Origin of the sequence: Chromobacterium fluminis (assembly GCF_011602385.1) — a bacterium.
GTDB classification, from domain to species: domain Bacteria; phylum Pseudomonadota; class Gammaproteobacteria; order Burkholderiales; family Chromobacteriaceae; genus Chromobacterium; species Chromobacterium fluminis.
The window spans coordinates 24,047-38,405 of the sequence record NZ_JAAOMA010000012.1 but is presented as its reverse complement, the minus strand read 5'-3'; the positions used below and the strand labels follow the sequence as shown (position 1 = coordinate 38,405).

Annotated in this window: 3 protein-coding genes; all 3 read left to right on the top strand. The window is 69.4% G+C overall.

The features are described from left to right. Nucleotides 1–1,137 precede the first annotated feature (1,137 nt). From HA052_RS10240 to HA052_RS10230, 3 genes are read left to right on the top strand one after another with little or no spacing between them, the layout of a single operon-like run. Nucleotides 1,138–6,144, top strand: a complete 5,007-nt coding sequence (locus HA052_RS10240) for an amino acid adenylation domain-containing protein (protein ID WP_206118858.1) — start codon at nt 1,138–1,140, stop codon at nt 6,142–6,144. Continuing rightward, the gene (locus tag HA052_RS10235) at nt 6,144–10,805 is read left to right on the top strand and encodes an SDR family NAD(P)-dependent oxidoreductase (protein WP_166451859.1); all 4,662 of its coding nucleotides are present in this window, start codon (nt 6,144–6,146) and stop codon (nt 10,803–10,805) included. Before HA052_RS10240 ends, HA052_RS10235 begins: the two co-directional genes overlap by 1 nt. Beyond that, the gene (locus tag HA052_RS10230) at nt 10,802–14,353 is read left to right on the top strand and encodes a type I polyketide synthase (RefSeq protein ID WP_166451858.1); all 3,552 of its coding nucleotides are present in this window, start codon (nt 10,802–10,804) and stop codon (nt 14,351–14,353) included. The genes HA052_RS10235 and HA052_RS10230 overlap by 4 nt, the downstream gene beginning before the upstream one ends. Nucleotides 14,354–14,359 lie beyond the last annotated feature (6 nt).

Below are 14,359 nucleotides of genomic sequence, written 5' to 3'. Positions count from 1 at the left end.
CGGAACCGCGCCGCCTCGCTCATGAGGCGGCGCTTCACACTCTCTTCCCGCCATCCGGCCTCGGTTCGCTTTCCCCTTCTATCCTTCCGTCTGTCCGTCCTACCTGCATCATTAAGAAAATTCAATATGTCATAGGCATTCGTCGAGATCCGAACATTATGACGATTATGCCTGCGCCGGCTGTTTCGCTATCGGACGTCATTCTTATATTTATTTTCTTTAATAAAAGATTTGCCGATATTGGATCAATTAATTGAACAACCACTGGTGGTTTATGCCGTAATTGTCAGGCCGATTGAGATTTAATTGATCGACCTCGGCGCTATTTTTATAGGCCCATCCGCGGTGCTTAAATCTTTGATGTCGCCGCGAAAATCCGTACTCAAAAAATATAAGCCGTAAATCGGCTGAAGTGGTAACTGGCAGTTCGGGGGATGCTTTTCCTAGAGGTCTTTCAGTATAGTGCTGACGCTTAATTCTTCCCGTATGGGATTTTTTGAATTGATGCGATCAATTAAATCTATACGAAAACAATTTGAGCGTCAATATTCATTGCGTTTTCCTGGTTTTGGACGACACGGGGAAATAGATGTGCAAAGCGTAAAGCAATGCTGATTCGCAATGGTTTGATCGCTGAAATGATATCGAATCATCTCAAAAGAAAGTCCGATTACGGCGCATGAGACACACTGTAAATCCTATTCTCTTGATTCAAACGCTGCTTAGGCAAATCGCCGCGCACGCGTCACGCATCCTGACGTGAAAACGAAGGGATGATCCTCTCCAGCCTGTCGAAGAAACGGTTTCGACAGGGCGGAATATATCAAAACAGCAAGGCTGCTTCTTGAATGGGGCGGGCTAAGGCCCGGCCTGTATTTAAGGTCCTCGTGCTCGTCGCGGCATTCGTCGCGGCTGAGAGCGTGACCGGGCGACGGCGCAAGTCGGCCCAGCGAGGGGGACGCGACGACTCGATTTAGGCCGTACGGCCTTGTTTCGATGGGCGCTCGCCCCGTCTTTCCGGAGCAGTTGTCGATACATGGAGGTCAGGCAATGTATTCCTCATCCGAGGTCGCATCGCGGCGGAGATCCGCCGCTGACAAGTTCGGAGTTCATCATGCTTTTCCGCATCGCGAAGCGTTGAGCATCGCCCGGCAGTTGCTGTGGCGGGCGGAGGCGAGTCCCGATCGCCTCGCCTACGCGTCGGCCGATCCGGTGAAAAACGTCGCGCTGAGCTATGCGGCGCTGTGCGAACGGGCATCCGGCATCGCCGCGCGTCTGGCGCAAGCGACCGAGACCGGCGATCGCGTGATGCTGGTCTATCAGGAACCTCTCGATTTCCTTCCGGCCTTCTTCGGCTGCTGCCTGGCCGGCGTGATTCCCGTGCCGGTGGCGCCGCGTCACAGCCGGGACATGATGCTTGCGATCGCAGAGGACTGCGGTGCGGCCATCGCGCTGACGGCCGAGGCGCGCGACGCCTTGCCTGGCCTGCGCTGGATGCGCACGGATGAGACCGAGGGCGCCGCGCCTTTCCTGCGCGCCGCGGACGAAGGCAGTCCGGTTTTGCTGCAGTACACCTCGGGCTCTACGCGCACGCCGCAGGGTGTCGTGGTCACGCAGACCGGGCTGTGGGCGACGATAGACGATCTTGATCGCGGCGCGATGCACGACGCGGACAGCGTGATGATCAGCTGGCTGCCGTACTTTCACGACATGGGTCTGGTGTACGGCATTCTCACCCCCTTGCAATGCGGTTTTCCCGCCTATTTGATGGCGCCGGAGAAATTCGTCGCCCAGCCCATGTCCTGGTTGCGCGCCATAGAGGCGAGGCGGGGCACCCACACCGCCGCGCCGAATTTCGCTTATGCCTTGTGCGCGGACCGCGCGGCGGATCTCGCGCCCGGGACCGATCTGTCGTCGCTGCGTTACGCGCTGAATGGCGCGGAACCCGTGCGCTGCGACACGGTGCGCCGCTTCGAGGCGGCCTTCGCGCCGTTTGGACTGAAACCGTCCGTGGTGGCGCCGGGCTACGGCCTGGCCGAGGCGACGCTGAAAGTGACCGCCGGTCGTTGCGGGGAGGGCACGCGGGGCGTGCGCTTCGGACGAGACGCGCTGGCGCGAGGCCGGGTGTCGCCGGAGGCGGACGGGGTTGAATTGGCGGCCTGCGGCTCGAGTCTGATCGATACGCGCGTCCGGATTGTCGATCCGGAAACGAGGGAACCGTGCGCGGCGGATGTCGTCGGCGAAATCTGGGTGGCGGGAAGCACGGTTGCCGACAGCTACTGGCGCCGTCCTGAGGAATCGCGCGAGATCTTCGGCGCGAGGCTGGCCGATGACGACGGCGCCTGGTTGCGAACCGGCGATCTTGGTTTCCTGTACGACGGCGATCTGTTCGTGACCAGCCGGCTGAAGGATTTGATCATCGTCGGCGGGCGGAATTTTTACAGCCACGATCTCGAAGACACCGTGTCGGCCTGCCACCCGTCCATTCGAATGGGGCGCGTATTCGCCGCCGCCGTCGACGGCGAGGAGGGCGAAGGGGTTTTGATCGGCGCGGAGGTGCGCAGCGGCTGCGAGGAGGCGGATGCCCGCGAGATCCTGTCGGTGATTCGCGCGGCGCTTGCGCGGGAACACGGCGTGGCGCCGGCGCGCGTCGCGCTGCTGCGGCGCGGCAGCATTCTGCGTACGTCCAGCGGCAAAACCCGGCGCAGCGCCACCCGCGACGCGCTGCTGAACGGCGAGCTGAGCATCGTCGCCGACGACGCGGCCGACATGAGCGACGACGCGATTCTCGCCGAGATCTCGAGTTTTGTGCCAGGCGCGGCGGCGACGCCCGACGCCAGGCTGATTGATCTGGGGCTGGATTCGCTGTCGGCCGCGCGGCTTGCCGCCATGGCGCGGGCGCGCCACGGCGTGGAATTGTCGTTTGCGACGCTGTTCGCGCTCTCGGCAGAGCAACTGAGGCGCGAGATCGCCGCCGCCGGAGTCCGGCTTGCCGGGACCGCCGCGCCCGTTTCGGTTCGCGGCTACGCGGCGGGTGAGCCGTTCGAGCTGTCCGAGATGCAGCAAGCTTATTGGATAGGCCAGCAGGGCGGCGTGCCGCTGGGCAGCGTGTCGCCGCACATCCGAGTGGACTTCGAGATCGACGCCGCGCGCGCGCCGGAATTGGGCCGGCGTCTCGCGAGCCTGGTTGCGCGTCATCCGTCTTTGCGGATGACGGTGGGCGCGGACGGCCGCGGCGTGTTCGACGCGCTCGCTTACGATCCTTTGCTGCCGCCGCAGGATTTGCGCGGACTCGACGCGGCGGAGGCGGCCGAACGCCTGGACGCGACGCGCGCGAGCCTGGCCGAGCGCGACGGACCGCCCGTGGTCGCGGCGGTGACCCGTCTGACGGACAGCACGGCCATCCTGCACATGCGGCTCAGCTTGTTGGCTGGAGATCTGCGCAGCTTTCTGCAACTGATGGCCGAACTGGCGCGCGGAGCGGCCGGCGATGTTCCGGCGCAACTCATTACGCCGATGACGCCGGCGGCACCGACCGGCGAGCAGCGCGAGGCTTGGTTGCGTCGGGTTGAAGCCATCGCGCCCGCGCCTGAATTGCCGATGAAAATGGCGCTGGCCGATGTGGCCGAACCGCGCTTCACCGACCGCCGCCGTGAATTGCCCGCCGCCCTGTCCGCCGCCTTGGCGGCGCGCGCTCAGGCGCTGGGCGTTACGTTGACTTCGCTGTGCATCGCCGCCTTCGCCGATACCTTGCGGCTGTGGACGGCGGCGCACGCGTTCACGCTCAATGTGACCTGCAACACGCGGGCGGAGCAGGCCGGGCAGGCGATAGGCGATTACACCAGCAACGCCTTGCTGTCGCTGAGCGAGCGCCATGAGTCGTTTGCCGCGTTCGCGCAGGAGGTGCAGCGGCAAGTGTGGGCGGATCTGGACGCGCCCTGGTGCTCCGGGGTGTCTATCCTGCGCGAGTTGAGCCGCCGCAACGGCGCGCCCGTATTGATGCCGGTAGTGCTGACCAGCTTGTTGTCCGGCGACCCGGCGGACGATCTGGCCATCCTGGACGGCATCGGCAGCGTGGTCGATATGGCCAATCCGACGCCGCAGGTGTCCTTGCACGCTGTTCTCGGCCGTCGCGGCGATAGGCTGCTGGTGATGTGGGAGTTCGTCGCCCAGTTGTTCCCCGAGGGCATGATAGACGCGATGTTCGACGCCTTCCTCGGCGCGCTGGAAACGATGGCGACCGAAGCCGCTGCCCTTGAGCGGCCGACGGTGACCCGGCTCGCGCCGCAGCAGGCGGCGCGGCGCGCGGCCGTCAACGCCACCGAGGCGGAGCGCGCGCCGCGCCGGCTGGAAACGCCCATCGTCCGGCAGGCGCGGACCGCGCCGGAGACCGTCGCGGTCAGGCAGGGCGCGGCGACGCTGAGCTACGGCGAGCTGCTGCGCCAGGCGGAGGACATCGCCGGCGCGCTGCGGCAAAACGGCGTGGCCCGCGGCGACGTGGTGGCGGCCATCGTCGCGCCGGGGCCGCGGGCGGTGGCGGCGCTGTTGGGCATCGTGATGGCGGGCGCGGTCTATCTGCCGATAGAGCCGTCTTGGCCGGCCGCGCGCATCGAGGAACTGCTCGGCGAAGCCGGCGCCCGCCACGCGGTGGTGAGCGAGGGCGGCTGGACGCTGCCGGTGCAAGCGTTGCGTCTTGATTTGCCGCTGCCGCGCGGCGACGCGGGTCCGGCCCAGGCCCTTGAGGCCGGGGACGCGGCCTACGTGATTTTCACTTCCGGTTCTACTGGGCGGCCGAAGGGGGTGTTGATTGCGCACGAGGCCGCGGCGAACACGATAGACGACATCAACGAGCGTTTCGCCGTCGGCCCGGCGGATCGCACGCTGTGCGTGTCCTCGCTGGCTTTCGACTTATCGGTCTACGACATCTTCGGTCTGCTCGCGGTCGGCGGCGAGGTGGTTTTCCCCGAGCGGGCTCGGGACCCCGACGCGATGGCCCAGGCGCTCTGCGACGGCGGGGTCACCATCTGGAATTCCGTGCCGGCCGTGCTGGAACTGATGCTGGAAGTGTCCGCGCCGCGTTCGCCGCATCTGCGCCTGGCGCTGATGAGCGGCGACTGGATCGCGCCCGGCCTGGCCGGGAGGCTGCGCGACGCGTTTCCGGCGTTGCAGCCCATCAGCCTGGGTGGGGCGACGGAGGTGTCGATCTGGTCGGTGGTGCATCCGATCGCTCCCGAGGACGCGGCGCTGGCGTCGATTCCCTATGGCCGGCCGCTGTCCAACCAGCAATGCTTCGTGCGCGCGCCCGACGGTCGGGAGCGCCCGGACGGCGTGGTGGGCGAACTGCTGCTGGGCGGTCGCGGCCTCGCGCTCGCCTATCTGGACAACGAGGCGGAAACCAAGCGTCGTTTCTTCATCGACGCCGAGGGCCGCAGGCTCTACCGCACCGGCGATCTTGCGCGCTGGCAGCCCGACGGCGAGCTTGAGCTGCTCGGACGAATGGACGGGCAGGTCAAGGTGCAGGGCTATCGGATCGAGCTGGGCGAGATCGAAGCGGCCGCGATGCGCGCCGGCTGCCTGGCGCGCGCCGTGGCCTCGGTGGCCCGGCGCAAGGACGCGACGGTGATCCAGCTGCACGTGGTGGCGCTGCCGGATCATCAAGGAGACGTGGTCGCGGCCGTGCGCACTCAACTGGTGCTGCATCTGCCCGCCTATATGCAGCCGCATCACGTGATGGTGCTGGACGCCTTGCCGCTAACGGCGAACGGCAAGGTGGACCGCGCGCGTCTCGCCGAGCTGGCGGCCCCGGCTCCCGCGCCGGCGAAGCCCGCCGCCGCCGCGCGGCGCGACGATTCGCTGGAGGCGACGATGCTGGCCGCCTTCGCCGAGGTGGTCGGCGTCGAGATAGACCCGCAGCAGGGTTTCTTCGACGCGGGGGCCACGTCGATGCACGTGGTGCGGCTGCGCGCGCTGTTGGCGTCGCGCGGCGTCGCGGTTCCCCCGCTGGTCGATTTCTTTTCGCTAGCCACGATACGGGCGCTCGCCGAGCGCGCCGATTCGGGCGACGCGGACCTTTCCCCAATGATTGACGTCGACGGCGCGCGCGCCTATCGACAGCGCGTACGCGCACGCAAGGAGGCTTTGTAATGACTCATTCAACACCCGTGGACGCCGTAGCGATCATCGGCGCCAGTTGCCGTTTGCCCGGCGTCAGCACCCTGGAACAGTTCTGGTCGATGATAGCCGACGGCCGGGTCGCGATCGAACGCTTCGGCGCGGACGCGGCGCGCCGCGAGGGCGTGCCGGAGACGGTGCTGGCCCAGCCCGGCTTCGTCGGCGCCGGCGGTCCGCTGGACGGCGTCGACCAGTTTGACGCCGCCTATTTCGGCATTCCGCCGTCGCAGGCGGCGGCGATGGACCCGCAGCAGCGGATTTTCCTGGAATGCGTGCACGAGGCGCTGGAGCGCGCCGGTCACGGCGCGGCGCGCGGCGCGCGCGTCGGCGTCTGGGCCGGTTCGGCCAGCGTGGATTATCTCGTCGACCATGTGCGCGACCGGCTGGACCGCGCGTCGCCCAACCGCTATCTGCAGCAATGGGTGGGCGTGGACAAGGACTATCTGGCCACCCAGGTTGCGTACCGGCTCGACTTCGGCGGCCCGGCCATCAGCTTGCAGACCGCGTGTTCGACTTCGCTCGTCGCCGTGGTCCAGGCGATGCAGGGGCTGTTGAGCTTCCAATGCGATTTCGCGGTGGCGGGCGGGGTCAGCGTCGCTTTGCCGCAGCGGCAGGGATATGTGTACGAGGAGGGCAGCATCTTGTCCGCGGACGGTGCCTGCCGTCCGTTCACCACGGACAGCAGCGGCACGGTCTTCGGCAACGGCGCCGGCGTGGTGGTGCTGCGCCGCCTGGAGGACGCGCTGGCCGACGGCGATCCCATCATGGCGGTGATTCGCGGCGGGGCGGTCAACAACGACGGCGCGGCCAAGGTGGGTTTCACCGCGCCCGGCGGGCGAGGACAGCAGGAGGTGATCCGCCAGGCGCTGGCGTTCAGCGAGGTGGACGGCGCGTCGATCGGCTATGTCGAGACGCACGGCACGGGCACGGCGATCGGAGTCGAGGTCGAATTGGCGGCGCTGGGCGTGGCTTTGGGCGAGCGCTCCGGCGCGCGCTGCGCGCTAGGTACGCTGAAGGCGAACGTCGGGCATTTGAACGCGGCGGCGGGCGCTTGCGGGCTGATCAAGGCCGCGCTGGCGGTGGAGCATGGGCGGATTCCGGCCGCCGTCGGCGCGGAGCGCGCGATAGACGCGTTGCGAGGCGACGCCGCGTTTTACCTGCCGACGGAAACCGCGCGCTGGGACGCGCCGCAGCGGCGCGCGGGGGTCAGCTCCTTCGGCATCGGCGGCACCAACGCCCACGTGATCATAGAAGCGGCGCCGCCGCGCGCGCCGCGCACGGCGGACGTCGCGCCGCTCTTGCTGTTGTCGGCGCGCGGCGAAGCCTTGCCCACGCTGTGCGCGGATTACGCGGACTTCCTCGACGGCCATCCCGAGCTGAGGATAGAGGACGTTTGCTTGACGGCGGCTCTGGGACGGCGTCATTGGGAGAAGCGCGCGGCGTTTCGCGCCGAATCCCGGGAAGCGCTGATACGCGCGCTGCGCGCCTTCGCCGCCGGCGAGCCGGATGCGGGCGTGATCGCGGCGGAAACGCCGGCGCGCGCGCCGGAAGTCAGCTTCGCCTTCGGCGGCGCGGGCGATCTGGACGCGGTGCTCGCCCGCGTGCAGCTGTGGCAAGCGAGCGGCGTCGTTCCGGCCAGTGTGTGCGCGACGGGCGACGGTGTGTTCGCCGCGGCTTTCGCGGCGGGTGCGCTGAGCCTTGACGATGCGCGGCAGCGCCGCGCGGAGCGCGTCGTCGCGCCGTCCTTGTTGTGGATCAGCGCGGCCTCGGGCCTGCCGCTGGACAGTGAGGAGGCGGTACGGGAAGAACTGGCGCGCGCGGGGATGGCGCTTAGCGCCGCCGACGCCGCCGAGGCGCTGGAGGCCGCCGGCGCGGAACGGGTGTTGGACTTCGGCGACACGGCGTTGGGCACGGGCGCCGGCATGGCGTCGCTGGATCCTGCCTCTCCGGACGCGCTGGCGCGGCTGTGGACTGCGGGCGTGGCCTTGGATCTCGCGCAGCACTACCGCGACGGCAACCGGGTGGCGTTGCCGACTTATCCCTTCCAGCGCCAGCGTCACTGGATAGACCGCGCGCCGCGTTTCCTGGCGGCGGGCGCGACGCCCTTCCTCGGACGGCGCACCGACGCGCCCGCCTTGGACGCGACCATCTTCGACGCGGAGTGGAGCGTGGCCGTCTTGCCCTTCCTGCAGGACCATGTGATCTACGACAAAGTGGTGGTGTCCGGTGCGGCGCTGGCGGTGATGATCGCCGACGGCGCGCGCGAGCTGACTGGATCGGACGCCTGCGTGCTGAGCGATTTGCGTTTCCCTGCCGCCTTGGTGATTCCGCCGGACGCGGCGCGCAAAGTCCAGTTGCAGCTGGTGCGCGACGGCGACGGCTTCGAAGCCACGGTCTTGACGCTGGAGTCCGCCGACGTCCACGCGACGGCCAGGGTGGACGCCGGCGAGGCGCCGGGCGCCGCGCCAGCGGAGCCGGTGCGCGGAGAAGCGATCTCCACCGAGCTGATGGATAGCTGGCTGCGCGCGCGCAGCGTGGTGATGGGGCCGACCTTCCGGCGCTTGTCGGACATCGTCGTCGGGGACGGCGACGCGTCTTGCGATATGCGGGCCGACGCCGACGACGCGGGTTGGTTGTTGCATCCCGGGATTCTGGATTCGGTGTTGCAGCTGGTGGCGGCCGCCGCGCGGCCCGAGGGCAGCAAGGCTTTTGTGCCGACGCGCATCGCGCGGCTGGCGCTGCACGGGCGGACCGGCGCCGGGATGCGCTGTCACGCGTCGGCCGAGCGGGGGCAGGCCAGTCTGTTCGACGCCGGCAAGGTGCTGCTCGAAATGACCGGTCTGGAGTCGCGCGAGGTGACCCGCAATGAATTGCTGCGCGTCGAACCGCTGCGCGAGGGCTATGCGGTGGAATGGCGCGACGCGGCGGGCGGGGACGCCGCCGCGCTGCCGCCGTCCATCGCCATCCTGAGCGGAGCGGGGGATACGGCGGCAGGGCTGGCGGCGATGCTGCGCGACGAAGGCAAGGAGGCCGTCGTGGTGGCGGCGGTGAACGATATTCCCTTCGACAAGGCGGGCCTGATCGTCGATTGCCGCGGGCTGGAGACGCGCGGCGACGCGCCGGCACCGGCGGTTTACGCCGGGGCGCTGGAACTGTTCGCCACGGCCGCGCGGCGCGAGCGGCCTTGCCGCATCGCCTTGGCGCTGGCGCCGGACGCGCCGGCCTCGGCGCCGCTGCAGGCGCTGTCGCGCGCGGTGGCGATGGAAACGCCACATCTGCAGACGCTGGCGCTGCACGCGGGCGACGCGCGGGCGATCCGCCGCGGCCTGGATTACTTCGAGCGCGAGACCGAAGTCGCGGTCAAGGGCGAGGCGGTCACCGCGCCGCGCTTCGAGGAACGCCCGCTGCCGCTTCGGGCCGATCTCGCGCTCTCGGCCGACGCCACTTGGCTGATCACGGGGGGGCTGGGCGAACTCGGCCTGCGCGTCGCGGGCTGGCTGGCCGCGCTGGGCGCGCGCGCCTTGGTGCTGACCGGCCGCCGGCCGGCCGACGCCGCGGCCGAGGCGGCGCTGGCCGCGCTGCGCCGCGACGGCGTGGAGGTGAAGGTGTGGCAGGCGGATGTGGCGGTGGAGGCGGACGTCGACGTGTTGCTGGCCGAGATCGACGCGACCATGCCGCCGCTGCGCGGCATCTGCCATCTGGCGGGCGTGGTGGAGGACTGCCTGGTCGGCGACGTCACGCTGGCGTCGCTGGCCGCCACTCTGGCCGGCAAGGCCCGCGGCGCCTGGCTGCTGCATGAGCGCACCCTGGCTTACCCGCTGGAACACTTTGTGCTGTTCTCCTCCGCCGCCGCCGCCTTCGGCGCGCCGGGGCAATCCACCTATGCGATGGCGAACGCCTACCTCGACGCGCTGGCGGCGCGCCGCCGCGAGCAGGGGCTGCCCGCGCTGTCCATCGCCTGGGGACCGTGGCAGGACGTGGGCATGCTGGCCCGCTCCAGCGCCAACGCCAAGCGGCGTCTCGCGCAGCTGGGCATCGGCCAGATCGAGGCCGAATGCGGCCGCGCCACTTTCGAGATCGCGCTGGGGGCGGATCTACCAGCCCATCTCGTGCTGCTGCCCATCGATTGGGGGCGCTTGATCGAACAATGGCCGCCGCATGTGCCGGCCAGCCGCTTCGCCGGCATCGCCACCGCGCAGCCGGGCGCGGGCTCCACTTCCTCGGTCAGCGAACTGCTGGCGTTGCCCGCGGACGAACGGCGACACCGCTTGTTCCAACTGCTGGCGGAGGATGCGGCCTTGGTGACGGGCACGCCGCTGGCCTCGCTGGACCCCGAGCGCTCCTTGTTCGACTACGACCTGGATTCCTTGCTGATCACCGATCTGCGCGTACTGCTGGAAAAGCGTTTCGGCCGCGCCATCCCGACCACGGTGATTTTCTCGAATCCGACCATAGCCGCGCTGGCGGACCATCTGACGCAGACGGTATTCGGCATGGCCGACGCGGAGGCGACAGCCGCCGCGCCCGCGGCCGAGATCGACGAGCGGACGGACGCCGCCCCGATGTCGCAGGAGGAGATCGTGGAAATGCTGTCCGCGAAATTGAACGAACTGAATAGAAAGGGCGCGCGATGAGCCAAATCGACACGACGATGCTGATGCGGAACGCGCTGCGCGAGATAGAGCGCTTGCAGCGCGAGCTGGACGGCGCAGAGCAGCGGTGGCACGCGCCCATCGCCGTGGTCGGCATGGCTTGCCGCTTCGCCGGCGTTGATTCGCCGGAGGCGCTGTGGGGGGGGCTGCTTGACGGCGCGGACGGCGTGAGCGAGGTGCCGGCCCAGCGTTGGGACGCCGAGCGCTACTTCGACGCAGACCCGGATGCGAAGGGCCGCATCTATTGCCGCACCGGCAGTTTTCTGGACGATATCGCTTCCTTCGACGCCGGCTTTTTCGGGATTTCGGCGCGCGAGGCGGCGATGCTGGATCCGCAGCAGCGCATGCTGCTTGAAGTGACTTGGGAAGCGGTGGAGCGTGCCGGCATGACGGCGGCGGAACTGAAAGGCTCGGCCACCGGGGTGTTCGCCGGCGTCATGCATCAGGACTACGCGCACCGCTTCCGTCGGGCCGATGATGTCGATCTCTACACCGCCTCGGGCAACGCGCCCAGCGTGCTGGCGGGCCGCGTGTCGCACGCGCTGGGCCTGCACGGGCCGACGCTGACGATAGACACCGCGTGCTCCTCGTCGCTGGTCGCCGTGCACCTGGCGTGCAATGCGCTGCGCGCCGGCGAGTGCGATATCGCCATCGTCGGCGGCGTCAATGTGGTGCTGTCGCCGCTGTCCACCGCCGCCGAGTGCCGGGCGCATATGTTGTCGCCCAGCGGCCGTTGCCGTTCCTTCGACGACGGCGCGGACGGTTTCGTGCGCGGGGAGGGCTGCGGCGTGGTGGTGTTGCAGCGGCAGGCCGATGCCGAGGCCGCCGGGCGCACGATAGACGCGCTGATCGCCGGCTCGGCCGTTAATCACGACGGCCGCAGCGCGGGCCTGACGGTGCCTAATGAGCACGCGCAGCGCGAGCTGGTGCGGGCTGCTCTGCGCGCGGCGCGCATCGACGCGTCCCAGGTGAACTATGTGGAGGCGCACGGCACCGGCACCGCGTTGGGCGACCCGATAGAAGCGGCGGCGCTGGCCTCCGTGTTTGCCGGCCGCGATCGCGCGGATCGCGTGCTGTTGGGTTCGATCAAGAGCAATTTCGGCCACCTTGAAGGCGCGGCGGGGATAGCCGGGCTGATCAAGGCGGCGTTGACGGTGCGCCATGGCGTGGTGCCCGCCACGCTGCATGTGCGCACGCCCAACCGCGGCATTGAATGGGACACCCTGCCGTTGCGCCTCGCGCTCGGCGCGGAACGCATAGACGGCGGAGACGCGCCCTGCGTCGCGGGCGTCAGCTCCTTCGGCTTCAGCGGCACCAATGCGCACGCGGTGCTAGTCGCGCCGCCGCGCGAGGCCGCCGGCGAAACGGCCGCGAGCGCGGGCGAAGGCGCGCAGTTGCTGGTCGTTTCCGCGAAATCCGACGCCTCGCTGCGCGGCAACGCGGCGCGGCTTGCGGACCATCTGGCCGGACTCGACGCCTCGGCGTGGGCGGCAGCCTGCCACGCGTCGCGCGTTGCGCGTTCGCATTTTCCGCATCGGCTCGCGCTGACGGCCGCCAGCGCGGAGGAGATGGCGCGCGAGTTGAGCCGCTTCGCGCGCGGCGAGCACGCCGCCGTCCACAGCGGCGTGTGCGGCGGGATGCCGTTCGGCCGCGACGCGGCGCCGCCTGAGACCGAGGCGGGCGGTGACCCGGCCGAGCGGCTGGACACGTTGGCGCGGCGCTATGTGGCTGGCCTGCCGGTTGACTGGCCAGCGCCGGCCAGCGCCGGCCGCCGCGTCGCGCGGCTGCCGGCCTATGCCTTTGACCGTCAGTCTTACTGGGTTGACGAAGGGCCTGCGACCGCGGAGTCGCCGCTTTACTGCATCGCCTGGCAGCCGGTGGAATCGCCGGCCGGCGCGCGCCGATCGGGCGAGCGGATTGTCGCCGGCGATCCGGCTTTGTGCGCGGAAGTGGCGCGCGCGCTGGAAGCCGCCGGCGAACGCTGCGTGATCGCGGCTGCTGAGATCGACGCGATCCGCTGCGCGGGCGCCGCCAGCCTGGTGCTTGCTTTCGACCGCGCGTCCGGGAGCGAAGACGCGGTGGAGGCCGTCGCGCGTCGCGGCGCCTTGCTGAGCGCGCTGGCGCGCGAGCGCGCCGCGACGCCGTCGGCGTCCATTGCCGTGGTTACGCGCGGCGGGGCGGCGACCGGGCCGGCGGAGGACGTCGATCCCGTCCTCGCCGCTTTGAACGCGGCGGTGCGCGTCGCGCGGCGCGAACAGGGTCGAGCCTGGCGAGGCACGATCGATATCGACGGCTCGCCGGCCTCCTTCGACACACTGGCGGCGCTGCTCGCCGATGAAGCCATCGAGGAACAACTGGCGGTGCGCGGCGCCACCGTGCTGGCGCCACGGCTGCGGCGCGCAGGCGCCGGCGCGGCGGCCGCGCTGCCAGCGCTGGACGCCGACGCCGCCTATGTGGTGACCGGCGGCACCGGCGCCTTGGGCCTCGCGACCGCGCGCTGGCTGGCCCGCCGCGGCGCGCGCCATCTGCTGTTGATCAGCCGCGGCGGCGAAACCGGCGACGCCGCAAAGGCCGTTTGCGCCCGTCTGCGCGGCGACGGGGTCGAGGTCCGCGTGGCGGCGGCCGACGTCGCCGACGAGGTCGCCTTGCGCGGCGCGCTCGCCATGGCCGGCAGGCCGATACGCGGCGTCGCGCACTGTGCGGGCATTGTGCGGGACGCGACGCTGGACGCGCTGGACGCCGCGGCCTTCGCCGCGACCCTGAGCGCCAAGGCCGGCGGCGCGGTCTTGCTGGACCGCCTGACCGAGGGCGAACCGCTCGACTTCTTCCTGCTGTATTCATCCATCTCCGCGGCGGTGGGCCGTCACGGGCAGGCCGCCTACGCCGCCGCCAACGGCTATCTCGACGCGCTCGCGCAGCGGCGACGCTTGCGCGCGCGGCCGGCGTTGTCCATAGGCTGGGGATCTTGGGCGGCGGGCATGGGCGCGGCCGACGCGAAGACGGCGGAACGGATTCGCGCCGGAGGCCTGAACCCGCTGAGCGAAGGCGAGGCCTTCGCCGCGCTGGAGCAGGCGTTCTCGGGCGAGCCACACCTGGTGGCCGCCTCGATTGATCTGGACCGGATCGCGGCGCAGCCCGATCTGCCGCGCCTGATTGAAGGCTTGATCGGCCCCGCGCCTGCCGCGAGCGCGCGGACCCTCTCTTTCGACCAACTGCGCGGCCGTCCCGCCGGCGAGCGCCGCGCGCTGGTCGCCGATTATCTTGAGGCGGAATTGCGCGCGGTGCTGTCCAGCCCGGCGGCCTTGCCGCGTCAGTCCTCGCTGCTGGACCTGGGCGTCGACTCGCTGACCGGCGCGGAATTGCGCAACGAATTGGAGCGCGCGCTGGGCGTGTCCGTCGCCATCACGCATTTGATCGACGGCTCCTCGCTGGACGAACTGATCGATCAAGTCATGGCGCAGCTGGAGCGAAAGCTGGTGACAGAACAACACTCGGCCGTCGGCGCCGACACGGAGGAAATCACGCTATGACCATGG

Coding starts and splice junctions, on each gene's coding strand:
- HA052_RS10235 (WP_166451859.1), top strand. CDS start 6,144: ATGACTCATTCAACACCCGTGGACGCCGTAGCGATCATCGGCGCCAGT.
- HA052_RS10230 (WP_166451858.1), top strand. CDS start 10,802: ATGAGCCAAATCGACACGACGATGCTGATGCGGAACGCGCTGCGCGAG.